General features: G+C 59.5%; 26 protein-coding genes and 1 pseudogene. 10 read left to right on the forward strand and 17 right to left on the reverse strand.

Annotated features, from left to right (window positions below):
* Nucleotides 1-189: pseudogene (locus tag HX823_RS31830) on the forward strand (hypothetical protein); the annotation flags it as partial.
* Between the two features lie 122 nt (nt 190-311).
* On the opposite strand, the gene tyrS reads toward HX823_RS31830, so the two are convergent.
* Nucleotides 312-1,511, reverse strand: coding sequence for a tyrosine--tRNA ligase (gene tyrS, locus HX823_RS04000; protein ID WP_033898150.1), 1,200 nt, complete (start codon nt 1,509-1,511; stop codon nt 312-314).
* A gap of 208 nt (nt 1,512-1,719) precedes the next feature.
* Here tyrS and HX823_RS04005 point away from each other — a divergent pair, with 208 nt between their 5' ends.
* Together HX823_RS04005 and HX823_RS04010 are read left to right on the forward strand one after the other, a co-directional pair.
* Entirely contained in the window at nt 1,720-3,138 is a 1,419-nt protein-coding gene (locus HX823_RS04005) for a peptidoglycan DD-metalloendopeptidase family protein (RefSeq protein ID WP_177074186.1), read from the forward strand.
* Between the two features lie 3 nt (nt 3,139-3,141).
* Complete coding sequence (locus tag HX823_RS04010) at nt 3,142-4,233, forward strand: anhydro-N-acetylmuramic acid kinase (protein WP_177074187.1); 1,092 nt, start codon at nt 3,142-3,144, stop codon at nt 4,231-4,233.
* A 67-nt stretch (nt 4,234-4,300) separates the two neighbouring features.
* Here HX823_RS04010 and erpA read toward each other — a convergent pair whose 3' ends face one another.
* From erpA to argC, 3 genes are all read right to left on the reverse strand, one after another.
* Entirely contained in the window at nt 4,301-4,651 is a 351-nt protein-coding gene (gene erpA, locus HX823_RS04015) for an iron-sulfur cluster insertion protein ErpA (protein ID WP_003176443.1), read from the reverse strand.
* 213 nt (nt 4,652-4,864) lie between these two features.
* On the reverse strand, nt 4,865-6,247 hold the full coding sequence (locus tag HX823_RS04020; RefSeq protein ID WP_177074188.1) for a hypothetical protein: 1,383 nt from the start codon (nt 6,245-6,247) through the stop codon (nt 4,865-4,867).
* Between the two features lie 206 nt (nt 6,248-6,453).
* Complete coding sequence (gene argC, locus HX823_RS04025; RefSeq protein WP_010206935.1) at nt 6,454-7,488, reverse strand: N-acetyl-gamma-glutamyl-phosphate reductase; 1,035 nt, start codon at nt 7,486-7,488, stop codon at nt 6,454-6,456.
* A gap of 135 nt (nt 7,489-7,623) precedes the next feature.
* Here argC and hemJ point away from each other — a divergent pair, with 135 nt between their 5' ends.
* From hemJ to coq7, 6 genes are all read left to right on the forward strand, one after another.
* On the forward strand, nt 7,624-8,052 hold the full coding sequence (gene hemJ, locus HX823_RS04030) for a protoporphyrinogen oxidase HemJ (RefSeq protein ID WP_038842941.1): 429 nt from the start codon (nt 7,624-7,626) through the stop codon (nt 8,050-8,052).
* Between the two features lie 24 nt (nt 8,053-8,076).
* Nucleotides 8,077-9,039, forward strand: a complete 963-nt coding sequence (locus HX823_RS04035) for a nitronate monooxygenase family protein (RefSeq protein WP_061434349.1) — start codon at nt 8,077-8,079, stop codon at nt 9,037-9,039.
* A gap of 70 nt (nt 9,040-9,109) precedes the next feature.
* A complete protein-coding gene (locus tag HX823_RS04040; protein ID WP_177074189.1) occupies nt 9,110-10,066 on the forward strand; it encodes a DUF805 domain-containing protein in 957 nt (318 codons plus the stop codon).
* A 64-nt stretch (nt 10,067-10,130) separates the two neighbouring features.
* The gene (locus HX823_RS04045) at nt 10,131-10,919 is read left to right on the forward strand and encodes an SDR family oxidoreductase (protein ID WP_038842947.1); all 789 of its coding nucleotides are present in this window, start codon (nt 10,131-10,133) and stop codon (nt 10,917-10,919) included.
* Between the two features lie 46 nt (nt 10,920-10,965).
* Nucleotides 10,966-11,304 carry a histidine triad nucleotide-binding protein gene (locus HX823_RS04050; RefSeq protein ID WP_010206940.1) on the forward strand — a complete coding sequence of 113 codons (339 nt, stop codon included), beginning with the start codon at nt 10,966-10,968 and terminating at the stop codon, nt 11,302-11,304.
* 117 nt (nt 11,305-11,421) lie between these two features.
* Nucleotides 11,422-12,069, forward strand: coding sequence for a 2-polyprenyl-3-methyl-6-methoxy-1,4-benzoquinone monooxygenase (gene coq7 / locus HX823_RS04055; RefSeq protein ID WP_177074190.1), 648 nt, complete (start codon nt 11,422-11,424; stop codon nt 12,067-12,069).
* Between the two features lie 71 nt (nt 12,070-12,140).
* On the opposite strand, the gene HX823_RS04060 is transcribed toward coq7, so the two are convergent.
* Entirely contained in the window at nt 12,141-12,563 is a 423-nt protein-coding gene (locus HX823_RS04060) for an OsmC family protein (protein ID WP_005792019.1), read from the reverse strand.
* A gap of 247 nt (nt 12,564-12,810) precedes the next feature.
* Between HX823_RS04060 and crp the strand changes: the two genes are divergently transcribed.
* Entirely contained in the window at nt 12,811-13,455 is a 645-nt protein-coding gene (gene crp / locus HX823_RS04065) for a cAMP-activated global transcriptional regulator CRP (RefSeq protein ID WP_038842955.1), read from the forward strand.
* Here the strand turns inward: crp and HX823_RS04070 are convergent.
* The 12 genes from HX823_RS04070 to HX823_RS04125 all read right to left on the reverse strand — a co-directional run bounded on the left by HX823_RS04070 (nt 13,452) and on the right by HX823_RS04125 (nt 25,344).
* Complete coding sequence (locus tag HX823_RS04070) at nt 13,452-14,147, reverse strand: lipoate--protein ligase family protein (protein WP_177074191.1); 696 nt, start codon at nt 14,145-14,147, stop codon at nt 13,452-13,454. The two genes, crp and HX823_RS04070, sit on opposite strands and share 4 nt — an antisense overlap.
* A gap of 2 nt (nt 14,148-14,149) precedes the next feature.
* Nucleotides 14,150-14,986 carry an indole-3-glycerol phosphate synthase TrpC gene (gene trpC, locus HX823_RS04075; protein WP_177074192.1) on the reverse strand — a complete coding sequence of 279 codons (837 nt, stop codon included), beginning with the start codon at nt 14,984-14,986 and terminating at the stop codon, nt 14,150-14,152.
* Nucleotides 14,983-16,032 carry an anthranilate phosphoribosyltransferase gene (trpD, locus tag HX823_RS04080; RefSeq protein ID WP_010206948.1) on the reverse strand — a complete coding sequence of 350 codons (1,050 nt, stop codon included), beginning with the start codon at nt 16,030-16,032 and terminating at the stop codon, nt 14,983-14,985. The genes trpC and trpD overlap by 4 nt, the downstream gene beginning before the upstream one ends.
* A gap of 9 nt (nt 16,033-16,041) precedes the next feature.
* A complete protein-coding gene (locus HX823_RS04085; protein WP_177052773.1) occupies nt 16,042-16,635 on the reverse strand; it encodes an aminodeoxychorismate/anthranilate synthase component II in 594 nt (197 codons plus the stop codon).
* Nucleotides 16,636-16,645: 10 nt separating this feature from the next.
* The gene (trpE, locus tag HX823_RS04090; protein WP_177074193.1) at nt 16,646-18,127 is read right to left on the reverse strand and encodes an anthranilate synthase component I; all 1,482 of its coding nucleotides are present in this window, start codon (nt 18,125-18,127) and stop codon (nt 16,646-16,648) included.
* A 70-nt stretch (nt 18,128-18,197) separates the two neighbouring features.
* The gene (locus HX823_RS04095) at nt 18,198-19,016 is read right to left on the reverse strand and encodes a phosphoglycolate phosphatase (RefSeq protein WP_033898132.1); all 819 of its coding nucleotides are present in this window, start codon (nt 19,014-19,016) and stop codon (nt 18,198-18,200) included.
* A complete protein-coding gene (gene rpe, locus HX823_RS04100) occupies nt 19,013-19,687 on the reverse strand; it encodes a ribulose-phosphate 3-epimerase (protein WP_028618149.1) in 675 nt (224 codons plus the stop codon). The genes HX823_RS04095 and rpe overlap by 4 nt, the downstream gene beginning before the upstream one ends.
* A gap of 83 nt (nt 19,688-19,770) precedes the next feature.
* Nucleotides 19,771-20,919 carry an iron-containing alcohol dehydrogenase gene (locus HX823_RS04105; RefSeq protein WP_177074194.1) on the reverse strand — a complete coding sequence of 383 codons (1,149 nt, stop codon included), beginning with the start codon at nt 20,917-20,919 and terminating at the stop codon, nt 19,771-19,773.
* Between the two features lie 85 nt (nt 20,920-21,004).
* Nucleotides 21,005-21,829: an ABC transporter permease gene (locus HX823_RS04110; protein ID WP_177074195.1), complete on the reverse strand. Its 825-nt coding sequence runs from the start codon at nt 21,827-21,829 to the stop codon at nt 21,005-21,007.
* A 12-nt stretch (nt 21,830-21,841) separates the two neighbouring features.
* Nucleotides 21,842-23,074 (reverse strand): ABC transporter permease, encoded by a 1,233-nt coding sequence (locus HX823_RS04115; protein WP_177074196.1) that lies wholly within the window; start codon nt 23,072-23,074, stop codon nt 21,842-21,844.
* 73 nt (nt 23,075-23,147) lie between these two features.
* Nucleotides 23,148-24,188 (reverse strand): ABC transporter substrate-binding protein, encoded by a 1,041-nt coding sequence (locus tag HX823_RS04120; RefSeq protein WP_033898127.1) that lies wholly within the window; start codon nt 24,186-24,188, stop codon nt 23,148-23,150.
* 43 nt (nt 24,189-24,231) lie between these two features.
* Nucleotides 24,232-25,344 carry an ABC transporter ATP-binding protein gene (locus HX823_RS04125; RefSeq protein WP_177074197.1) on the reverse strand — a complete coding sequence of 371 codons (1,113 nt, stop codon included), beginning with the start codon at nt 25,342-25,344 and terminating at the stop codon, nt 24,232-24,234.
* Between the last annotated feature and the right edge of the window lie 100 nt (nt 25,345-25,444).

Consider the following 25,444-nt stretch of genomic DNA (forward strand, 5'->3'; position numbering starts at 1 on the left):
ACCGAGGTGCGCATTCTACAGCAGCCTCATTTGCTGTCAAGTGATTATTTTCAGAAGCTTTCGAAGATTTCTTCAACAACTTCAACCACTTGCGCTTCAGATCTCTCGTCAGCGGGAGGCGAATTCTACAGCGTTACACGCTGCTGTCAACACCTCTTTTTCAACTTCCTTTTGGCTTCGATGAACTGAAGCAACCTGCTGCCGAAACCTACATAACTCATTGTTTACCAAAGAGTTTTCCGTTTCGACTGCGCCGGAAGTGGGGCGAATTATAGACAGTTACAATTCGCCGTCAACACCTAATTTCAGTTTTATTCGGATTTGAGCGTGATACGTGCAAAGGCCTTCTTGCCAGCCTGACAAACATGGGTAGCACCCAGCTCATATATAAAGGTGCGATCCACAACCTCACCATCTATACGCACACCACCGGAACCCAGGAGGTCACGCGCAACCGCAGAGTTCTTGACCAGGCCTGCCTTATTAAGCACAGCCGCGATGGGCATCGCCTCGGCAGCAGACAGCTCAATCTCCGGCAGATCATCCGGCAGCTCGCCATCCTTCATGCGATTGCCCGCAGCACGGTGAGCATTGGCAGCAGCCTCTTCACCATGGAAACGCGCAACAATCTCTTCGGCCAGCTTGATCTTCACATCCCGCGGATTCGCACCCGCCTCTACTTCAGCACGCAGCGCATTGATCTCATCCATCGAGCGGAAGCTCAACAACTCGAAGTAACGCCACATCAGTGCATCAGGAATCGAAACAAGCTTGCCGTACATCACACCCGGCGCTTCCTGGATACCGACATAGTTGCCTAGGGACTTGGACATCTTCTTGACGCCATCCAACCCTTCCAACAACGGCATGGTGAGGATGCACTGCGCTTCCTGCCCATACGCGCGCTGTAGCTCACGCCCCATCAAAAGGTTGAATTTCTGATCGGTGCCACCCAACTCAACGTCCGCACGCAACGCTACCGAGTCGTAACCCTGAACCAGCGGATAAAGGAACTCATGAATGGCGATCGGCTGATTGGTGGAGTAGCGCTTATCAAAATCATCACGCTCAAGCATGCGCGCAACGGTGTACTGAGAGGTCAGGCGAATGAAGTCCGCCGGCCCCATCTTGTCCATCCAAGTAGAGTTGAATGCAACTTCAGTCTTGGCCGGATCGAGAATCTTGAACACCTGGGTCTTGTAGGTCTCGGCGTTATCGAGCACCTGCTCACGCGTCAGCGGCGGACGCGTCGCGCTCTTGCCGCTCGGATCGCCGATCATCCCGGTGAAGTCACCTATAAGGAAGATGACCTGATGCCCCAGCTCCTGGAACTGGCGCAGCTTATTAATAAGCACGGTATGGCCCAGGTGCAGATCCGGCGCAGTCGGATCAAAGCCAGCCTTAATACGTAGGGGCTGGCCGCGCTTGAGCTTTTCGATCAGCTCAGCTTCAACCAACAGTTCTTCCGCACCACGTTTTATCAGCGCTAGCTGCTCTTCAACCGACTTCATAACAGACCCGCAAGGCTCAGATTCAAAAGGGAACCAACCATACAAGATCAGGGACTAATTACAAGTTTTGCCCTGCGAACGGACACCGTTCAGCAAGCCCAGCGTTCGCGAGCTTGCGCCACAGATGATTTGGTTATATTTTATACAGTTATTTCATCTTCATCATGTCATTCATCTTTTCCATTTCATCTTCAAAGTCAAATTACCTATGACCACTGAACCGTCTAAAGCGCCGCCGCTTTACCCGAAGACCCACCTGCTCGCCGCAAGTGGTATCGCCGCCCTTCTCAGCCTGGCACTCCTGGTATTCCCTTCCAGTGACGTAGAAGCCAAACGAACATCCCTGAGCCTTGACCTGGAAAGTCCAGTTGAACAACTGACACAAGATCAAGACGCTTCCGACGCGCAACAAGCCACAAATGCACCGACCGAATCGCCTTTTGCCCAGATAGAAAGCAGCTCGGAAGATACCCAGCAAGCCGCCCAAGAGCCGTCTGCGCCGGTCGCCGATGCCGCCAAGAGCCCCCAACACCGCGAAGTGATCGTGGCCAAGGGCGACACATTGTCGACCCTGTTTGAGAAAGTCGGCCTGCCTGCTGCCACCGTCAATGAAGTACTGGCCAGCGACAAGCAAGCCAAGCAATTTACCCAGCTCAAACACGGTCAGAAACTTGAATTCGAACTGACACCTGATGGTCAGTTGCACAACCTGCACAGCAATGTCAGCGACCTCGAAAGCATCACCCTGACCAAAGGTGCCAAGGGCTTTGCCTTCAACCGCATCACCACCAAACCCGTGATGCGCTCCGCCTACGTACACGGCGTTATCAACAGCTCGCTGTCACAATCCGCAGCCCGCGCCGGCCTGTCCCACAGCATGACCATGGACATGGCCAGCGTGTTCGGCTACGACATCGACTTCGCTCAGGACATCCGCCAAGGCGACGAATTCGACGTAATCTACGAGCAGAAAGTCGCCAACGGCAAAGTCGTCGGCACTGGCAATATCCTCTCCGCGCGCTTCACCAACCGCGGCAAAACCTACACCGCCGTGCGTTACACCAATAAACAAGGCAACAGCAGCTACTACACCGCCGATGGCAATAGCATGCGCAAGGCCTTTATCCGCACCCCGGTGGACTTCGCTCGTATTAGCTCGCGTTTCTCCATGGGTCGCAAGCATCCAATTCTGAACAAAATCCGCGCCCACAAAGGTGTGGACTATGCTGCCCCGCGTGGCACGCCAATCAAGGCTGCCGGCGACGGCAAGGTACTGTTGGCCGGTCGTCGCGGCGGCTACGGCAATACTGTGATCATCCAGCACGGCAATACCTACCGTACGCTGTACGGCCACATGCAAGGCTTCGCCAAGGGCGTGCAAACCGGCGGCACTGTGAAGCAAGGGCAGGTGATCGGCTATATCGGTACTACCGGCCTGTCCACTGGCCCGCACTTGCACTATGAGTTCCAGGTCAATGGCGTCCACGTCGACCCACTGGGCCAGAAGCTGCCGATGGCCGACCCGATCGCCAAGGCCGAGCGCGCCCGCTTCATGCAACAAAGCCAGCCCTTGATGGCGCGCATGGATCAAGAGCGCTCCACCCTGCTGGCTTCGGCGAAGCGTTAAGGTATGCCTCTCTATATAGGCGTGATGTCCGGGACCAGCCTTGATGGCCTGGACATTGCCTTGATCGAGCAAGACTCGGCGATCAAGTTGATCGCCACGCACTACATCCCAATGCCGGATACCCTGCGCGCCGAGCTGCTCGCTCTGTGCGCAAGCGGGCAGGATGAAATCGCCCGCTCAGCCATTGCCCAACAGAAATGGGTAACCTTGGCCGCACAAGGTATTCACGCTCTACTCGATCAGCAAAAGCTCAAGCCGCAGGATATTCGTGCGATAGGCAGCCATGGCCAGACCATCCGCCATGAGCCTGCCCGGGGTTTTACCGTACAGGTCGGTAATCCGGCCTTGCTCACCGAGCTGACGAATATCACCGTGGTCAGCGACTTCCGCAGCCGCGATGTGGCCGCCGGTGGTCAGGGTGCCCCGCTGGTGCCTGCATTCCACGAAGCGCTGTTTGGTGAGCGCACCGGTAACCGTGCCGTATTGAATGTGGGAGGTTTCAGCAACCTCAGCCTGATCGAGACTGGCAAGCCTGTCGCCGGCTTCGACTGCGGCCCGGGCAACGTCCTATTGGATGCGTGGATTCACCAACAACGCGGCGAACACTTTGATCGCGATGGTCAGTGGGCGGCCAGCGGCAAGGTCGAGCCCCAGTTGCTCAACGCTCTGCTCAGCGACCCCTTCTTCGTGACCAAAGGCCCAAAGAGTACTGGGCGCGAAGTGTTCAACCTGCAATGGCTACACCAACACCTTGGCCACTTGCCTGCATTTCAGCCTCAGAATGTGCAGGCAACGCTGCTTGAGCTGACCGCGCTGACGATCGTTGAGTCCCTACAGTCAGCCCAATCCCAGACAGAAACATTGCTGGTATGTGGTGGCGGCGCTCACAACGCCACACTAATGAATCGCCTGGCCGCTCTACTACCGTCAACCCACGTCAGCAGCACCGCCACCTACGGCGTAGCCCCCGACTGGGTCGAAGCCATGGCCTTCGCCTGGCTGGCGCATTGCTGCCTTGAAGGCATTGCCGCCAACCGCCCGAGCGTCACAGGCGCACGCGGGCTTCGAGTACTGGGCGCGATCTACCCCGCCTAAAATATCCGGACAACAAAACGCCGCTTGGCCTATCACAGCCAAGCGGCGTTTTTGTATGCGCTACAGATCAGATCGAGAACGAAGACCCGCAACCACAGGTCGTGGTGGCATTAGGGTTCTTGATCACGAAACGCGAACCTTCCAGACCTTCCTGGTAATCCACCTCGGCACCTGCCAGGTATTGGAAGCTCATCGGATCCACGACCAGGCTCACGCCCTCGCGCTCAACGATGGTGTCATCATCGGCCACATCTTCATCGAAGGTAAAACCGTACTGAAACCCTGAACAACCGCCGCCCGTAACGAATACGCGCAGCTTCAAGCGATCATTACCCTCTTCATCGACCAGGCTCTTCACCTTGTGCGCAGCACCGTGGGTGAATTGCAAAGCCGTGGGGGTGAAGGATTCAACGCTCATGCTGATAATCTCCCGGCGTACCGCCGCCATATGCGTAATGGCGGCATTATCCGCTTCTCCTAGAAAAGCGGTCAACTATTGTTACGGTATATCAAACGTATCATCGGCACGAAAGGCACTTGGGGCTCACCTGAGGGCAGGTCTGCTCATGCTCAACACAGGATCCGGCCGGCGCCATGCAGGGTGAGTCCAGATGAGCGGCTGATTCATCGATTACACCCGTGACTCTGACGCCAGCCGCAAAATAATACGCTCGACGATGCAGGCAGCAGCTGTATACGAGTCAACGCTGGGGTGAGCTGAAACCCACCCATTAACTACGAATTTTGACATCAGACTGTCAAGCGTCATGCTCTCTCCCTCGAACGCGACCAGCGTGTTTTTTTCCGCCTCAAAGAGCGCCTTTAACGTCTGGACACGCCCCTCGCTCCAATAAGTGTTAGGCACGTCCGGCGGACCTTTGAGCTCTTTCTTTATAATTTTCTCCTGAACCTGCGCTGTATTACGGCCCTCTTTGCTTAAGCCAAGTTTTTTACTCATGAGCATGTCTTCGCCCCCCGCCACCATATAGGGGTCATAAATACCATCGCCCCTATTCCTACGATAAGGCGCGCGGAGGGAAACAAACTGTTCGGCGGGCCCGTCCCAATCCGACGGTTTCGGCTGCTCAGTATCTCTAAACGGGAGGGGTGGCGTTTGTCGTGTCGGGTAGCCGACACCGAATCCAACTACAGGCTGGTTGGTCGCTTGATGCAGGTTTTCGACTCTACGGCGTACCGCAGGATTTGAATGCCTGGTTTGCTCTGTCGTCACCACATCTTGATCAATCATCATTAAGCGTTCAGGCTTCCATGGTAAAGAGTCAGCAAACCCTAGCGCCGCAGCACGCGCAGCGCCAAACCCGGTCAACTTTCCACCGTCCCAACCGATGATTCTCAGGTTTGGATAAGACTCCAATGCATCGCTCAATACTGATGTATAAGTCGGGTAATCCAACTTATGGACGATGAGAAAGACCGGATCGGAACGACCATCCAACCCAACCCGCATATTCTTGGGGTGCCATGCCAGGCTGTAATCGTTGCGCAAATCCGCCGCAAGCTTATTTGCGCTACCGCCACTGATGACGAGCGCGGGAACAGTATCTTGATTGAAATGAGCCTCTTTTAACTGAGGGCCTCTAATGAAGGAAAGCCAATTGCTGTTATCCCCCGAGAAACTCCGCTCCCCGGCAAGAGTTCTACAGGTTTCGATTCGGTTATGAAGCACCGTCCGCATGCTTTGGCTGACGCCTTCATGGGCCGGTTCAGGCACCTTGACCGGGGAGTATTTACACGCAAGCCTGGTCTCTGGGTTGATCCAGAGAGGATTGGGTTTCAAACGAATGGGGACACTATTCAACGCACGCGGCACAGATCCTGATGCTACGACGACATTTTCATTCTCATCCAGATTGGCCCCTTTAGTCCCGGAAGGGTTATAGGAAAACACTGCGGCGCCCGCCTGCTGCCTATTGTCTGAAAGTTTAACTTTCGACAAATCAATAGCAGTTTCATGGGTATTAATATTAGGTAGGGAGTGACTGCGAATCAGCATATTAGCCTCTCAAGTGCCAAGTGCGTCTTTTAAAGACATCATCAGCACCATGCTCTATCACCGAATCCATGGTTGTTAGTGAAGAACAGCACAATATGAGTGGCGAAGGCGGGAAAGAGGTTCCCGTGAAGTGTTGTGAAAGACTATGAGCGGCGGCTGAAAAAGGCGCCTACTAACGCGAGGCGCCTTGTTCGATTTTTATAGGCTTATGGCAACATGCCTGCATGCGACAAGCCCAACTTCTCATCCAGCCCAAACAAGATGTTCATGTTCTGCACCGCCTGGCCCGACGCGCCCTTGACCAGGTTATCGATCACCGACAGCACCACCACCAAGTCGCCATCCTGTGGACGGTGCACAGCAATCCGGCACACATTGGCACCGCGTACGCTGCGGGTCTCCGGGTGGCTACCAGCAGGCATCACGTCGACGAACGGCTCGTTGGCGTAACGCTTTTCAAACAACGCTTGCAGGTCTACCGAGCGATCAACCACGGTTGCGTACAACGTCGAGTGAATACCGCGGATCATCGGCGTCAGGTGCGGCACGAACGTCAGGCCCACATCCTTGCCAGCCGCGCGACGCAGCCCCTGGCGGATTTCCGGCAAGTGACGGTGACCTTTCACTGCATAGGCCTTCATGCTTTCCGACGTCTCGGAGTACAGGGACCCTACGGCAGCACCACGACCGGCGCCACTGACGCCCGACTTGCAATCTGCGATCAAACGCGAAGCATCCGCCAACCCAGCTTCCAGCAACGGCAGGAAACCCAGCTGAGTAGCGGTCGGATAGCAACCCGGCACCGCAATCAGGCGCGCTTGCTTGATCTGCTCACGATTGACTTCCGGCAGGCCGTACACCGCCTCTTCCAACAGCTCCGGCGCACCGTGAGGCTGACCGTACCACTTGGCCCATTCATCAGCGTCCTGCAGACGGAAATCCGCCGACAGATCGATCACCTTGGTGCCCGCCGCCAACAGTTCACCGGCCAATGCGTGGGCAACGCCGTGCGGGGTGGCGAAGAACACCACGTCGCAGGCGCCCAGGGTCTTGATGTCCGGGACGCTGAATGCCAGGCCGTCGTAGTGGCCTCGCAGATTCGGGTACATATCGGCCACGGCCAGCCCGGCCTCGGATCGGGAAGTGATGACCACCACCTCAGCTTGCGGATGCTGTGCCAACAGACGCAGCAATTCGACACCGGTGTAACCCGTGCCGCCGACGATACCGACCTTGACCATAAACCTGCCCTCAACGAACCCACTGGAAAGCCGTCGATAATAGGGGCCGTATCGTCCTGCGACAACCGTCAACGTGACGTACGGGCGCATGAGCCACTACTATCTCGGCTACCGTGAACCTGGGAATAACTAAAAATGCTTTATCTATGGGTCAAAGCCTTCCATATCGTCAGCATCGTCTGCTGGTTTGCCGGGCTGTTCTACCTGCCACGCCTGTTCGTCTACCACGCCCAGAGCGAGGACACCGTCAGCAAAGAGCGTTTCAGCGTCATGGAGCGCAAGCTCTACCGCGGCATCATGGGGCCTGCGATGGTTGCCGCGCTGATATTCGGCGGCTGGCTGATCTACCTGAACCCGAGCATCTTTCATTCGGGCGGCTGGATCCACGCCAAGCTGACCCTCGTCGTGCTGCTCATTGGTTACCACCACATGTGCGGCGCGCAGGTAAAACGCTTCGCCCGTGGCGAAAACACCCGCAGCCATGTCTTTTATCGCTGGTTCAATGAAGTGCCCGTTCTGCTATTGCTGGCTATCGTAATTTTGGTCGTGGTCAAACCGTTCTAATTTCAATTACTCGGGGTACCTCCAATGTCATTGCCCGCTCTGCTTGAACAACGTCTGCGCCTGCCCGTCGTGGCGGCGCCGATGTTCCTGATTTCCAACCCGCAACTGGTCCTGGCGTGCTGCCGCAATGGGGTGGTCGGGAGTTTCCCGGCGCTCAACCAACGCGAAAGCAGTGGATTCAAGGCCTGGCTGGAGGAAATCGAAGCGGGCCTGGCACAGTTGGATAACCCCGCGCCCTACGCCGTCAACCTGATCGTGCACCACAGCAACCCACGGTTGGAGGCGGACCTGGCGATCTGCGTCGAGCACAAAGTGCCGATCGTCATTACCAGCCTGGGCGCCGTGAAGGAATTGGTAGACGCCGTACACAGCTACGGCGGCCTGGTGTTCCATGACGTCACCACCCGACGCCATGCCGAGAAGGCTGCCGAAGCCGGCGTCGATGGCCTTATCGCCGTGGCGGCAGGCGCGGGTGGCCACGCTGGCACCTGGAGCCCGTTCTCGCTGATTGCCGAAATTCGCCAGTTCTTCGACAAAACCCTGCTGCTGGCCGGCTGCCTCAACCACGGGCATGAGATACTTGCGGCCCAACTGCTCGGCGCCGACCTGGCCTATTTCGGCACACGTTTTATCGGCACCACCGAAAGCCACGCCCCGGATGCGTATAAGGAGATGCTGCTCACATCGCGCGCCGCCGACATCGTGCACACTCCCGCTGTCTCCGGCGTGCCTGCCAGCTTTATGCGCCAGAGCCTGGAAAACGCTGGTTTCGACCTCGCCGCCTTGCAAGGCAAAGGCGAAGTCAACTTCGGCTCCAAGCTCAAGCCGTTGAGCGACGAGGCCAAGGCGTGGAAGACTGTATGGTCAGCCGGCCAAGGTGTCGGTGAGATTGATGATTTGCCCAGCGTCGATGAACTGGTTGCCCGTCTGGATGCCGAATACCGCAAGGCCCGCGAACAGGCCGCTCAATTGCGCTGGCCGCGCTGACCCAACCGCAAGGCCTGCCACTTGAGCCGGCCTGCCCTACCTCCCTGAATCAAGTGACAAGGAAGCCCGCATGAGCGACAACCGTTTCAAGATTGTGTTTGATGGAGCCTTGCTCCCGGGTGTCGAAAGCACCACGGCCAAGCTGAACCTGGCCGAGCTGTTCAAGAGTGACGTCGAAGCCATCGAGAAGCTCTTCACCGGTCGCCCGGTCGCGCTCAAACGTGACCTGTCGCGCCCGGATGCGGAAACCTACCTCACCGCACTGAAAAACGCCGGGGTCGATGCGCGCATTGAACCCGAACAGCCTGTGGCCTTCAGCCTGGACGAAACTCACGAAACTGACTCTGGCAGCTTCTCGCGCCCTGCAGCTTCACCTTACGCACCACCACGTTCCGCCGTGGGTGATGACCTGCCGGAATACGCCACCCTCAAGGTGTTCACTATCCACGGCCGCATCGGTCGACTGCGATACCTCGCCTGGACCCTGGTGTTGACCCTCACACTGCTGGTTGCGGGCGGCATCATCAGCACCGTCAGCTTTGCCGTTGCCACCGCTTCGCCAACGGCGGGGACCATTCTTGGTGTACTGCTAGGCCTCGGGCTGTTTGTTGCGCTGGTCTGGGTCAGTGTGCAAATCGGTGTGCAGCGCCTGCACGACCTGGGTTGGTCGGGCTGGCTGTACTTCCTCAACCTGGTTCCGCTGGTAAACAGCGTGTTCCCGATCCTGCTGCTGGTATTGCCGGGCAACGCAGGCGCCAACCAATACGGCGCGCCACCACCACGCAACTCCACGGCGGTAAAAGTCCTGGCCACCCTGTGGCTGGCGTTTATCCCGGTCATGCTTGCCATCGTGGTCACCCTGGGCATGAACGGCTACCTGAACCAGCTTGAAGCCAACATGGACAGCAGCTACGAAAGCAGCTCCATCACCTCCGATGAAGACGCTGACCAAGCCGCGACCGTCGAAGAAGACGAAGCGCAGAGTGCTGACGAAGCGGGCGAACCTGTAGACTCTCCAGAACAGTGAAGAAACGCCCCCCGGCCTGTGATGCCTTTGTCACAGGCGCGGTGGCGTTGCGATGGAGAAAGGCATGACCCGTTACGCTCTGATCACCGGCGCCTCCAGCGGCATCGGCCTGGCCATGGCCGAAGCCCTGGCCCGTCGCGGCCGCAGCTTGATTCTGGTGGCCCGCCAGCGTGATCAGTTGGAAAGCATTGCAATCGAGTTGACCCAACGCTTTGGCGTCGAGGTGCTGTTCCGGGCCTGCGACCTGGGCGAGCCGCTGCGTTTGTCCGGGTTCCTGCTGGAGCTTGAAGAAGGCGAGCGGCAGATCGACCTGCTGGTGAACTGCGCCGGTATCGGCACCAGCGGACCATTCCTGGCCCAGGACTGGATGACCGAACAAGACCTCATGGAGGTCAACATCCTCGCTCTGACCCGTATGTGCCACGCGCTCGGTAACACCATGGCGCTGCACGGCGGCGGGCAGATTCTCAATGTTGCCTCCGTCGCGGCGTTCCAACCCGGCCCGTGGATGAGCACGTACTACGCCAGCAAAGCCTATGTATTGCACTTCTCCGAAGGCTTGCGTGAGGAGTTGAAAACCTGCGGCATCAAGGTCTCGGTGCTCTGCCCCGGCCCTACACGCACCGCCTTCTTTGGCACCGCGCAAATGGACACAGCCAAGCTCGACCGCAGCCAGCAGCTGATGAGCCCCGAAGAAGTGGCGCTCTACACCGTGCGCGCCCTGGATAAAAACAAAGCCATCATCATCCCTGGCCGCCGTAACCGCTGGATCGCCTTCAGCCCGCGCTTCAGCCCACGCTGGCTGACCCGCAAGATCGCCGGCGCCATCAACAAGGCCTATTGCCCACGTTGATTGGCTGAGTACACTCACCCTGCACATTCATAATGGAGAAACAGCTGTGGATACTCTGTTCACCAAGATCATCAACAGAGAAATACCCGCGGATATCATCTACGAAGATGATCAAGTCCTGGCCTTCAAGGACATCCACCCGGCGGCGCCTGTGCATTTCCTGGTCATTCCCAAGAAACACATCCCGACCCTCAATGACCTGACCGAAGAAGATAAAGCCCTGGCCGGTCATATTCTGTTCACCGCCCAGCGCCTGGCCGTGGAACAAGGCTGTGAAGAAGGTTTCCGGGTAGTGATGAACTGCAATCCGAAAGGTGGGCAGACCGTCTATCACATCCATATGCATGTGCTGGGTCAGCGCCAGATGAACTGGCCGCCGGGCTGATCAGCCTTTCGGCGAAGGTCGCGGCCCCCGGCTGCGACCCCATGCCCTTGACGCAGGGCAAACGCTTCCCCCTCTCTTGCGGTAAACTGGCCGCCGAGATTCTTCCCGGAGGTCAGCATGACTACCCAACGTCACTACTCGCCGATTGACCGTCTGTTGCTGCAAGCCGACATGGCCATACGCACGCTGCTGCCGTTCAGCGGCCAGCCGTACCGCCCTTCGCCCGCGATTGTGCAGCCCGACGCCCAGATGAGCGAGACCGAGACCCGCCACGTCGCCGGCCTGATGCGCATCAACCATACCGGTGAAGTCTGCGCCCAGGCGCTGTACCAGGGACAGGCCCTGACCGCCAAGCTGCCGCAGGTCCGTGCCGCCATGGAACACGCCGCCGAAGAAGAAATCGACCACCTGGCCTGGTGCGAGCAACGCATCCGCCAACTGGGCAGTCACCCGAGCGTGCTGAACCCGCTGTTTTATGGTTTGTCGTTCGGGATTGGCGCTGCTGCCGGCCTGATCAGCGACAAAGTCAGCCTGGGTTTTGTCGCCGCCACCGAACACCAAGTGTGCAAACACCTGGATGAGCATCTGGAACAACTGCCAGCCGAGGACGAAAAGTCCCGGGCAATTCTTGAACAGATGCGCATCGATGAAGAACACCACGCCGAAAGCGCGTTGGATGCGGGCGGTTTCCGCTTCCCCGCGCCGGTGCGGTTCGGCATGAGTCTCTTGGCCAAAGTCATGACCAAAAGCACCTATAGAATTTGAATGCATCGGATCTAAGCCGAAAAAAAGGGCGCTATCACAGCGCCCTTTCTTTTTGCCTTCCGATTGAGCGATCAACCCAACTCGATGATTTCGTAATCATGGGTGATGGCCACACCGGCCGCGCCAAGCATGATCGACGCCGAGCAATACTTCTCGGCTGACAGCTCGATAGCACGCTTGACCTGGGCTTCTTTCAGCGCCCGGCCCTTCACCACGAAATGCATGTGGATCTTGGTGAACACCTTGGGGTCTTCAGTGGCGCGCTCGGCTTCCAGGAAGGCTTCGCAGCTTTCCACGGCCTGGCGGGACTTTTTCAGGATGCTGACCACGTCGAAATTGCTGCAACCGCCTACGCCCAGCAGGAGCATTTCCATCGGGCGTACGCCCAGGTTACGGCCACCGGCTTCCGGCGGGCCATCCATGACCACCACATGGCCACTGCCCGACTCACCGAGGAACATGGCTTCGCCCGCCCATTGGATGCGTGCCTTCATCGCCCAGACTCCACTGCTAAAAAAGGGTCGCCAGCTTAGCACAGGGCCCGCCTGCGTCAGCGTTTCCAACAAAAGCGATCAATAGCAGGGTTTGCACGGAAAATTGGCTAATCGAGTCAGAATGTGTCTGTTAAGCTGACGCCAAATCGATGGCGTAATGCCACCCTTTATACAGCGCGTATCAGTGCCGATACCCGATGAATACAACAACTCAAACTATTTAGCGCAGTCTTTTCGGGATACAACCATGGTTGCCCTTACTCCCATACCCAAGATCAAGAATCTCGACAAATTGTTGATGCATTGCCAGCGACGCCGCTACCCGGCCAAGCACAACATCATCTGCGCGGGTGAACGCTCCGAAACGCTGTTCTTCATCATCAAAGGCTCGGTCACCATCTTGATCGAGGATGAAGACGGCCGCGAAATGATCATCGCCTACCTGAACACCGGAGATTTTTTTGGGGAGTTGGGGCTGTTCGAACAAGCCGGCAAGGAACAGGAACGCAGCGCCTGGGTGCGCGCCAAGGTCGAATGTGATGTGGCCGAGATCAGCTACGCCAAGTTCCGCGAACTGTCCCAGCACGATCCCGACATTCTTTACGCCCTGAGCGGCCAGATTGCCCAGCGTCTGCGCGACACCACGCGCAAGGTCGGCGACCTGGCATTTTTTGATGTAACCGGACGAGTCGCCCGTTGCCTGCTGGATTTGTGCAAGCAGCCGGACGCCATGACGCACCCCGACGGCATGCAGATCAAGGTCACACGCCAGGAAATCGGACGCATTGTCGGCTGTTCACGGGAGATGGTCGGTCGCGTGCTCAAGGACCTGGAAGAGCGCAACCTGGTACACGTCAAAGGCAAGACGATGGTGGTGTTCGGCACCCGCTAAACCGGCAGGAAGCTGGCCAGCATTTTGCGGTACCGGGCGTCCAGCCGGCTGATCGCATCCGGCGCGGGGAAGGCTTCGTGCAGGGCAATGTGGCTGTCGGCGCGCACCCGCTGGTCGAGGCCGCAGGCTTCATTGAAGCGATTGACCGCCGCGATCAGCTCTTCGCGATCGTTTTCCAGCAATAGCGCACCGTGCACCAACCCCACCGGGCGGCCGCCACTTTGCCGCCAGCGCTGGGCGGTGCCGACCATTTTGCGGCCGTTGAGGTTGACGTTGTAGCGGCCGTCGCAAAACGCGCCGTCGATTTCACCGACGGACGCATCGCCTCCCAACTCGATCAGCAAATCGCAGATCGGTTGGCACAAACGCAAGTAACCCGTTTCGATACGGTTCTGGTCGCCTTCACTGCGTGGCGGTGCGTAGACCAGGGCGATGTTGACTGTGGCACTCGACTGCGGCACCGGTTCACCACCGGTTTCGCGCAGCAGTACTGGCCAACCGGCGTCGGCAGAGACTTGGCTGGCGGTCTCAAAAGCCGGCAAGCGGCTCAAACGACGCGGCATGACCAAGGCTTGGTCGCTGGGTTGCCAGAACAGCAACCCATATTCCCGCTCACCCGCGCAAACCGCCGCCAACAGGTCTTGTTCGGCGGCAAGCCCTGCTTCGACAGTCATCGCCACCGGCTGAGTCATCATCAATCCAGGGTCGAACCGCTGACCGCCACGCCACGCTCCGGGAAGAACAGGCGCTGCAATTCAGCCCCCGGGCTCTCGGCACGCATGAAAGTTTCGCCCACCAGGAACGAATACACCCCACTGATCTCCATCAGCTCCACATCGGCACGGTTGACGATGCCACTCTCGGTAATCACCAAACGGTCACGCGGAATGCGCGGCAGCAGGTCGAGGGTGTTTTCCAGGCTGACTTCGAAGGTGTGCAGGTTACGGTTGTTGACCCCCACCAGCGGTGTGTCGAGGGTTTTGAGGGCACGTTCCAGTTCGTCACCGTCGTGCACTTCTACCAGCACATCCAGGCCAACGCTTTTCGCCACGGCCGCCAGTTCCGCCATCTTCACGTCATCCAGGGCGGAGACGATCAACAGCACACAATCGGCGCCGAGGGCACGGGCTTCAACGATCTGATACGGGTCGACCATGAAATCCTTGCGGATCACCGGCAACTTGCACGCGGCGCGGGCCTGCTGCAGGAACAGGTCGGAACCCTGGAAATAGTCGATATCAGTCAGTACGGACAGGCAGGTCGCACCGCCCTTCTCATAGCTCTTGGCGATCTCTTCAGGAATGAAAATCTCGCGAATCACGCCCTTGCTCGGCGAAGCTTTCTTGATTTCAGCAATGACGGCCGGCTGCTTGAGCTTGGCCTGGGCGATCAACGCATTGGCAAAGCCACGCGGTGCATCGGCGACCTTCGCCTGGGCTTCCAGCTCGGCCAGGCTCACGCGGGCACGACGCTCAGCCACTTCTTCGGCCTTGCGGGCCAGGATCTTTTCCAGAACGGTCGGCACACTCATCCTTCATTCTCCATCTTGAATACCGCGGTGAATGCTCCCAGCTCTTCGAGCTTTTCGCGAGCCAGACCGGTGTGCAGCGCATCGTGGGCCAAGGCGACACCTTCTTTAAGACTATAGGCGTGGTCGGCCGCATACAGCGCAGCACCCGCATTCAACACTATCATCTCGGCAGCTTTTTGACCGTTCTCGGTCTTGCGACGCCCCAGGGCATCGCGAATCAACTCCAGGGAGGCAGCCGGGCTTTCCACCGCCAGGCCGTGCAGGCTCTGGCTCTTCATGCCCAGGTCTTCCGGCTCGACCCAATACTCGGTGACCTGGTCATTCTTCAGCTCCGCCACAAAGGTCGGTGCCGCCAGGCTGAATTCGTCCAGGCCGTCCTTGGAATGCACCACCAGCACATGTTTGCTGCCCAGGCGTTGCAGTACTTCGGCCAACGGTCGGCACAGCGCTTGGCTGAACACGCCCACTACCTGGTGTTTCACACCGGCCGGATTCGTAAGCGGGCCGAGCATGTTGAACAGGGTGCGCAGGCCGAGGTCCTTGCGCGGGCCGGCGGCGTGCTTCATCGCACCATGGTGGGATTGGGCAAACATGAAGCCAATACCGACGCTGTCGATGCAGCGCGCCACTTGTACCGGCGTCAGGTTCAGGTAGATCCCGGCCGCCTCCAGCAAGTCGGCGCTGCCGCTCTTGCCGGACACCGCGCGGTTACCGTGCTTGGCCACAGTGCAGCCCGCCGCCGCGACCACAAAGGAAGAGGCCGTCGACACGTTGAAGATGTTCGCACCGTCACCACCGGTGCCGACCACATCGACCACGCCGTCGAGGGTCTTGAGTTCGACTTTGTCCGCCAGCTCGCGCATCACCGACACGGCGCCGACGATCTCGTCGATGCTCTCGCTCTTCATGCGCATGGCCATCATGAACGCGCCGATCTGCGCGTCGGTGCATTGACCGGTCATGATTTCGCGCATCACATCGCTCATTTCAGCGGTGCTCAGGTCCAGGTGGCCGACGATACGGCTCAGGGCAGTCTTGATATCCATGGAAAGTCCTTAGCGCGTGCCGCCGCTCTGCTTGAGAAAGTTGGCGAACAGCTCGTAGCCCTGCTCGGTCAGGATCGACTCGGGGTGAAATTGCACCCCTTCGATATTCAGTGTCTTGTGGCGCAGGCCCATGATCTCATCGACGGAGCCGTCTTCCAGCTGGGTCCAGGCGGTCAGCTCCAGGCAGTCCGGCAGGGTTTCGCGCTTGACCACCAGCGAGTGATAGCGGGTCACGGTCACCGGCAGATTGAGGCCATGAAACACGCCTGCATCTTTATGGAACACCGGGCTGGTTTTGCCGTGCATCACCTGGCGCGCACGCACCACGTCACCACCAAAGGCCTGGCCGATGGATTGGTGGCCCAGGCACACGCCCAGGATCGGCAGCTTGCCTGCGAAATACTGGATGGCTTCGAGGGAAATGCCTGCCTCGGTCGGCGTGCACGGGCCTGGCGAAACCACGATGCGCTCCGGGTTCAGGGCGGCGATTTCGGCCACGGTCAGTTCGTCGTTGCGCACCACCTTGACCTCGGCACCCAGCTCACCCAGGTACTGCACAACGTTGTAGGTAAAGGAGTCGTAGTTATCAATCATCAGCAACATGGGGGAAACCTCAGGAATTGGGGGTCTGTTCAGCCAGCGCAACGGCGCGGAACATCGCGCGGCGCTTGTTCAGGGTTTCTTCCCATTCGAGGGCCGGCACCGAGTCGGCGACGATCCCGCCACCGGCCTGCACGTGCAGTTCCCCGTCCTTGATCACGGCCGTGCGGATCGCAATGGCCGTGTCCATGTTGCCGTTCCAGGCGAAGTAACCCACGGCACCGCCGTAGACACCACGCTTGACCGGCTCCAGCTCGTCGATGATTTCCATCGCGCGGATCTTCGGCGCACCTGACAAGGTGCCCGCCGGCAGAATCGCGCGCAGTGCGTCCATCGCCGTCAGGCCGGCCTTCAGCTCGCCGGTGACGTTGGACACAATGTGCATCACATTCGAATAACGCTCGATGACCATCTTCTCGGTGAGTTTCACCGAACCGATTTCCGAGACACGCCCGGTGTCGTTGCGGCCCAGGTCGATGAGCATCAGGTGCTCGGCGATTTCCTTGTCGTCGCTCAGCAGGTCTTCTTCGAGCGCCAGGTCAGCCTCTTCGGTCGCACCACGTGGGCGGGTACCCGCAATCGGGCGCACGGTGATCAGGTTGTCTTCGACGCGCACCAACACTTCCGGCGAACTGCCCACCACGTGGAAGTCACCAAAGTTGAAGAAGTACATGTACGGCGTCGGGTTGAAGCATCGCAGGGCGCGGTACAGATCGATTGGCGCGGCCTTGAAGTCAATGGACATACGTTGCGACGGCACCACCTGCATGCAGTCACCGGCGAGGATATATTCCTTGATGGTGTCGACGGCGCGCTCGTAGTCATCCTGGGTGAAGCTGGAGCGGAACACCGGGTCGGCGGCCGGTGGACGGCTGAGGTCCAGGCCGCGACGCGGGGTGATCGGCTGGCGCAGTTTTTCCAACAGGGCTTCGAGGCTGGCGCGGCCTTGTTCGAACGCGTCCGCCTGGGATGGGTCGGCGAGCACAATCGCGTGCATCTTGCCGGCGAGGTTGTCGAACACCACTACGGCATCGGAAACCATCAACAGAATGTCCGGCACGCCCAGCGGATCCGGGTTCGGGCATTTGCCCAAGCGTTTTTCCACATAACGCACGCAGTCATAACCGAAGTAACCCACCAGGCCGCCATTGAAACGCGGCAGGCCAGCAATGGTCGGCACGTTGTAGCGCGCTTTGAACGCTTCGACGAACGCCAGCGGATCGTCTACGTCGTGGCTTTCGATCTCGACGCCATCATGGGTAATGCTCACATGATGGTCGTGTACCCGCAGCACCGTACGGCACGGCAGGCCGATGATCGAATAACGCCCCCACTTCTCGCCGCCCTGTACGGACTCGAGCAGGTAGGAATTGGGCTCGTCGGCCAGTTTGAGGTAGATCGACAGCGGCGTGTCGAAGTCGGCCAGGGTTTCGCAGGCCAGGGGGATGCGGTTATAGCCGGCAGCGGCCAAACGCAGGAATTCTTCGCGGGTCATGATATGCCTCGTGGCTTGAGGGTCTAACAGTCAGGTATGCAAACGCGCCGCAGAGTGCGGCCAGGATCAGTCAGGCGCGCCAACGCCAGCGGGCCAGGGCCTTGATGACTTTCATCCAGAGTTTGCGAGTGACCACCACGATGGAATTTCCAGAAGGGGACGGATCGGTATCGGGCAACGTTATCTCAGCGCCAGCTCCCAAGCAACCGGGGATTAACAGGCGCAGGTCATCAATCACCAATGAAGGCGACTCTTCGGCGATTGGCCGACCATGGTTATAGCCGTAACTGAGGGCCACGCACTGCACGCCCGCCGCCTTTGCCGCCAGCACATCACTGCGCGAATCGCCGACAAACAACGACTGCGAGGCCGGGATATTGGCCATTTTCATCACGAAAAACAGCGCCGCCGGGTCGGGCTTTTTCTGCGGAAGGGTGTCGCCACCAATGATCCAGCGGAAATACCGGCCGATTTTCATCTGGTCCAACAGCGGCGCGACAAAGCGCTCCGGCTTGTTGGTGATCAGGGCCATTTCCACACCCTGCTTGCTCAGCCACTTGAGCGTGTCACGCACGCCAGGGTAAACCACGGTCAGTTCATGGCCGTCTTCATAGGCGGCGTTGAACAGTTCCAGGGCATGCTCGGCCTCCACATCATCCACGCCTTCGGCATCAATGTTGTTGGCCAAGGCCCGGCGCACCAGCATCTGCACGCCGTTACCGACCCATTCGCGCACCGACTCGATCCCGGCCGGCTTGCGCCCCAGCTTGAGCAGCATGTCGTCCACCGCCGCCGCCAGGTCAGGCACCGAGTCGATCAAGGTGCCGTCCAGATCGAACATCACCAGCCGTGGCAATTTGCCGGGGAACAGCTGCTCAAAGCCGCTCATGGACGCGCCAGCGCCAGCTCGGCACGCATCTTGTCGATGACTTCCTGGTAGTCCGGCGCGTTGAAGATCGCCGAGCCGGCCACAAAGGTGTCAGCGCCAGCGGCGGCGATTTCACGGATATTGTTGACGTTGACCCCACCGTCGATTTCCAGGCGGATGTCACGGCCGGACGCATCGATCAGCGCACGGGCTTCACGCAGCTTGTTCAGCGTGCCGGGGATGAACTTCTGGCCGCCGAAGCCTGGGTTGACGCTCATCAACAGGATCATGTCGACCTTGTCCATCACGTACTCAAGCACACTCAGCGGAGTAGCCGGGTTGAACACCAGGCCCGCCTTGCAACCGCCTTCGTGGATCAACTGCAAGGTGCGGTCGACGTGCAGCGAGGCTTCCGGGTGGAAGGTGATGTAGGTGGCGCCGGCGTCGACGAAGTCGCCGATGATGCGATCCACCGGGCTGACCATCAGGTGCGCATCGATCGGGGCAGTGATGCCGTACTTGCGCAGCGCGGCGCAGACCATCGGGCCGATGGTCAGGTTGGGCACGTAGTGGTTGTCCATGACGTCGAAGTGCACGAAGTCGGCACCGGCGGCCAATACCTTGTCCACTTCCTCACCCAGGCGGGCGAAGTCGGCGGAGAGAATCGATGGAGCAATAACGAAGGGCTGCATGACGCACCTTTTTGAGCTAAATCACGATGGCGCGCATTGTATACCTCATGCTTTGCCGCGCGCACCGTGACCTAACTCAACGGTTAGTAAGCGGCCCGGTAGATTTTCTCGATATCGGCCGCGCTGAGCTTGCGCGGATTGTTGCGCATCAGCCGCTCAATGCCCGCCGCCTCAACGGCCATGGCGGGGATTGCATCTTCGGGAACCCCGAAACTGTGCAGCCCTGCCGGGATCTCGACGGCGGCGCACAATCGCGTCATCGCCTCCACGGCCTGGTCGGCGGCATCGTTGACGCTCAGGCCGGTGATATTCACGCCCATGGCCTGGGCAATCTCCTGCATGCGCTCCACGCAGGCCAGCTTGTTCCAGTGCATCACATAGGGCAGCAACAGCGCATTGCTCACACCATGGGCGATATTGAAACGCCCACCCAACGGATACGCCAACGCGTGCACCGCGCCGACCCCGGCATTGCCGAACGCCATGCCGGCCATCAGGCTGGCGGTGGCCATATCGTCGCGGGCCTGCAGGTTGGCCGGGTTGGCGTAGGCCTTGGGCAGCGCACTGGCGATCAACTTGATGGCACCGATAGCCAAGGCGTCGGTGATCGGCGAGGCGTTCAGCGACAGGTAGGATTCGATGGCATGTACCAGCGCGTCCACGCCACTGGCGGCGGTCACGCTGCGCGGGCAGGTCAGGGTCATTTGCGGGCTGATCAACGCGACATCCGGCAGCAGGTAGTCGCTGACAATGCCCTTTTTCAGCTGCGCGGCCTTGTCGGAGAGAATCGCCACATTGGTCACCTCCGAGCCGGTGCCGGCGGTGGTGGGGATCGCGATCAGCGGCGGGCCCTTGCGCGGCACCTGGTCGACGCCGAACAAATCCGCCAGCGCGCCGTGGTAGCCGGCATACGCCGCAACACTTTTCGCAATGTCGATGGCGCTGCCGCCACCCACGCCAATCAGGCCGTCGTGCCCGCCCTCGCGGTAGACGCGCATGCAGTCTTCGACGATGGCGATTTCCGGGTCGGGTAACACCCGGTCAAAAATCTCGTAGGTGCGCTCGCCCAGGTGTTCGAGCGCCAACGCCACGGTGCCGGACTTGACCAACGCGGCATCGGTGACGATCAGCGGGTTGTCCACATCCAGGCGTGTGAGCTCAGAGGCCAGTTGTTCGATGGCGCCAGCGCCGGTCAGCAGTTTGTGGGCGATCTTGAATGAGGAAGTACTCATGTGCGCGGCCTCTTATTAAGTGATGGGCTGGCACAAGAGTAGCTCCCTATGGCGTGTTGTCAGCCATTCATCGGGCGAATGGTCGTTACACCTGGGCGGTGCGCAGTTTCTCGCTGCGGCCGCGCAGCCATTCCAAGGTCAGCAACAGCAACACCGAGAACGCAATCAGCAGGGTTGCCGCGGCCGCAATCGTCGGGCTGAGGTTTTCGCGAATGCCGCTGAACATCTGACGTGGCAGCGTGGCTTGCTCGGGGCCGGCGAGGAACAGCGTCACCACCACTTCATCAAACGACGTTGCGAACGCAAACAGCGCCCCGGAAATCACCCCCGGCGAAATCAACGGCAAGGTCACCCGGCGGAATGCGGTCAGTGGCGAAGCACCCAGGCTGGCCGCCGCCCGCACCAGGTTGTGATTGAAACCCTGCAATGTGGCCGACACGGTGATGATCACAAACGGCACACCCAGCACTGCATGCACTACGATCAGCGAGAAGAAGCTATTGCCCAGGCCCAGCGGCGCAAAAAACAAGTAACTGGCCACGCCAATGATCACCACCGGCACCACCATCGGTGAAATCACCAGCGCCATGACCAGCGCCTTGCCAGGGAAGTTGCCGCGAGTCAGGCCAATCGCCGCCAAGGTGCCGAATACCATCGCCAGCACCGTGGCCGCCGGGGCAACGATGATGCTGTTCTTCAGCGCCCGCATCCACTCTGCGGAGGCAAAGAAGTCCTGGTACCAATGCAGCGAAAAACCTTGCAACGGGTACACCAGGAAACTGCCGCTGTTGAACGACAGCGGGATGATCACCAGCACCGGCAGAATCAAAAACAACAGGATCAAGCCGCAGAGAATCCGCAAACTGTAGAACCACACCCGTTCGACGGGCGACATATAAGGGCTCAGCATCGCAAGGTCTCCTCAGCTCAGGCGCAGGCGGCTGGCGCCTACCAACCGGTTATAGATCAGGTACAGCACCACCGTGGCCAGCAGCAACAAGCCGCCCAGTGCCGTGGCCATGCCCCAGTTGATGCTGGTGTTGGTGTAGAACGCCACGAAGTAGCTGACCATCTGGTCGTTCGGGCTGCCCAGCAGCGCCGGGGTGATGTAGTAACCAATCGCCAGGATGAACACCAACAGGCAACCGGCTCCGACACCGGCGTAGGTCTGCGGGAAGTACACGCGCCAGAAACTGGTAAACGGGTGACAGCCCAGTGAAATCGCCGCGCGCATGTAGGTGGGTGAAATCCCCTTCATCACGCTGTAGATCGGCAGGATCATGAACGGCAGCAAGATGTGCACCATGGAGATGTAGACGCCGGTCCGGTTGAACACCAACTCCAGCGGCTTATCGATCAGGCCCATGCCCAGCAGTGCGCTGTTAATCAGGCCGCCGGATTGCAGCAGCACGATCCACGCGGCGACTCGCACCAGGATCGAGGTCCAGAACGGCAGCAACACCAGGATCATCAGCAGGTTGCTTTTGCGGGCTGGCAGGTTGGCCAGCAGGTACGCCAGCGGATAGGCCAACAGCAGACAGATCGCCGTGATCACCAGGCCCATCCAGAAGGTCCGGGCGAAGATGTCCAGGTAAATCGCCTGGTCCGGCGTGGCCGGCGCCACTTCACCGAGGTCATCGATGCGGTGATCGACGGCCGCCAGCAGATAGAACGGGGTAAGACTGCTGGTATTGCGCCGGATCGCCTGCCAGTACGCCGGGTCACCCCAGCGTTCATCAAGGCTTTCCAACGCATCTTTATAGGAGGCGGGCGTTTCGCTGAAGGGCAGCGCCCGCGCGGTTTTGGTCAGCAGGCTGCGGTAGCCGGCCAGCTCCATGTTCAAGCGTTTGGACAGATCGCCCAAGGTCTGGTTTTGACGGGCCTCGCCCAAGTCCTCACTGAGGGCCTGGTATACCGATTCGCCCGGCAAACCCCGGCCATCCCAGGCCGTCACCGCCACCACGGTACGCGGCAAACCGCCCACCACTTCGGGGTTGCCGACGCTTTTGAACAGCAGCGCAACAATCGGCACCAGGAACACCAGCAGCAAAAACAGCACCAGCGGCGCAATCAAGGCCTGGGCCTTCCAGCGATTGAGCCGCTCGGCACGCGCCAGGCGCTGCTTGAGGGTGGGGCCAGGAATGGCGATAGCCATGGCAAACTCCGATGATGAAAATGAATGCAATCTGCCCAACACAGCAGATCCCCTGTGGGAGCGGGCTTGCTGGTTACTTGGCAGCCCACGAGTTGAAGCGCTGCTCCAACTGCTCACCGTTATCCGCCCAGAAGCTCACGTCGATCTGCACCTGGTTGGCGATGTTTTCCGGGGTGGTCGGCATGTCCTTGAGGATGTCCTTGGCCAGCAACGGCACGGCCTGGGTGTTGGCCGGGCCGTAGGCGATGTTTTCCGAGTAGGTCTTCTGCTGCTGTGGCTGCACCGAGAAGGCGATGAATTTCTTCGCCGCTTCGGCGCGGTCTTTCGCCAGGCCTTTAGGAATCGCCCACGCGTCGAAGTCGTAGATGCCGCCGTTCCACACCACTTTCAGGTTGCTTTCTTTTTGCACGGCGGCGATGCGGCCGTTGTAGGCCGAGCTCATCACCACGTCGCCCGAAGCCAGGTATTGCGGCGGCTGTGCGCCCGCTTCCCACCACTGGATCGATGGCTTGAGTTCGTCGAGTTTCTTGAACGCTCGGTCCTGGCCATCTTTGCCGGCCAGCACTTTGTACACGTCCTTCGGCGCGACGCCGTCGGCCATCAGTGCGAATTCCAGGGTGTACTTGGCGCCTTTGCGCAGGCCGCGCTTGCCGGGGAATTTCTTGGTGTCCCAGAAATCCGCCCAACTGGTCGGTGCGCTGGCCAACTTGTCGGCGTTATAGGCGAGCACAGTCGACCACACGAAGAAACCCACACCGCACGGCTGGATAGCACCCTTCACGTAGTCGGCGCTGTTGCCGAACAGTTTCGGGTCCAGCGGTTCGAACATGTCCTCATCGCAGCCACGAGACAATTCCGGCGACTCCACTTCCACCAGGTCCCAGGACACGCTCTTGGTGTCGACCATGGCTTTGACCTTGGCCATTTCACCGTTGTACTCGCCAGCGATGATCTTGCCGTTGCCCGCGCTTTCCCACGGGGCGTAGAAGGCCTTGACCTGGGCCGCCTTGTTCGCGCCGCCAAAGGACACGACCGTCAGGTCCGGGCCTGCCATGGCCTGTGTCGCGCCCATCAAGCCCAAAGCCAGGGCGGAATACTTCAGGGATCTCAACATTGTTGTTCTCTCCACGTGCAGGGTTGGTGAAGCCAGGGGGCGATCAATTCGCCTCTAGAAGTGGGTCGAGTGCGCGAACGTGCTCGACTTGCCAGCCAATCGGTACCACGTCGCCGACCGCCAGGGCTGGGTCCAGCTCGGCAATCGGTTGTTTCACAAAAAAATCGGCCTTGCCGCAGACTTCCAGGCGCACGCGCACGTGGTCGCCCAGGTAGATGAATTCGGCCACGCGCCCAGAGAAGCGGTTGACGCAGCTTTCGCTAGAGCCATTGAGGCTGACGCGCTCCGGGCGCACCGACAGGGTCACCGGACCGCCGATCTGGCCGACATTCACGGCCAGCGCCTCGACCTTCTCGCCGCGCGCCAGCTCCACCACGCAGCGCTCGCCGGTATGGCTGTGCAAGCGGCCGTTGAGGCGGTTGTTCTCGCCGATGAAGTTGGCGACGAAGGTGTTCTTCGGTTCTTCGTAAAGGGTGCGCGGCGCGGCGATCTGCTGGATCTCACCCTGGTGGAATACCGCCACCCGGTCAGACATGGTCAGCGCCTCGCCCTGGTCGTGGGTCACGTACACCACGGTCACGCCGAGGCGCTGGTGCAGGTGCTTGATCTCCATCTGCATGTGTTCGCGCAGTTGCTTGTCGAGGGCACCGAGGGGTTCGTCCATCAGCACCAGTTGCGGTTCGAACACCAGCGCACGTGCCAATGCCACGCGCTGTTGCTGGCCGCCGGAGAGTTGCGCCGGGTAGCGCTGGGCGAACGCATCAAGCTGGACCATGCTCAATACGCGTTTGACCCGCTCGCTGATATCGGTCTTGCTCAAGCCCCGCACCGACAGCGGGAACGCCAGGTTCTCGGCCACGGTCATGTGCGGAAACAGTGCGTAGTTCTGGAACACCATGCCGATGTCGCGCTTATGCGGCGGCACGTTGTTGATGGCGCGGCCGGCCAGCTGGATTTCGCCGGCGGTCGGTGTTTCAAAGCCGGCGAGCATCATCAGGCTGGTGGTCTTGCCCGAACCGGAAGGCCCGAGCAGGGTAAGGAACTCGCCCTTGCGAATCTCCAAGTTGAGGTCTTTGACGATCAGGTTCTCGCCGTCGTAGCTCTTCTGCACGCCACGAAAGCTGACCAGCACATCATTTGAATCCACCTCGCTCATACCCGCACCTTTGTGTTTTGGACTGCTGTGAGACAAGCGTAGTCCAGGCGCGAGGCCCCGGAAATCGGGGGCCAGGAGAGAATTGCATCAGTCGGATGGA

The organism is Pseudomonas sp. P7759 (assembly GCF_013386445.1).
Taxonomy (GTDB): Bacteria; Pseudomonadota; Gammaproteobacteria; order Pseudomonadales; family Pseudomonadaceae; genus Aquipseudomonas; species Aquipseudomonas azotoformans_A.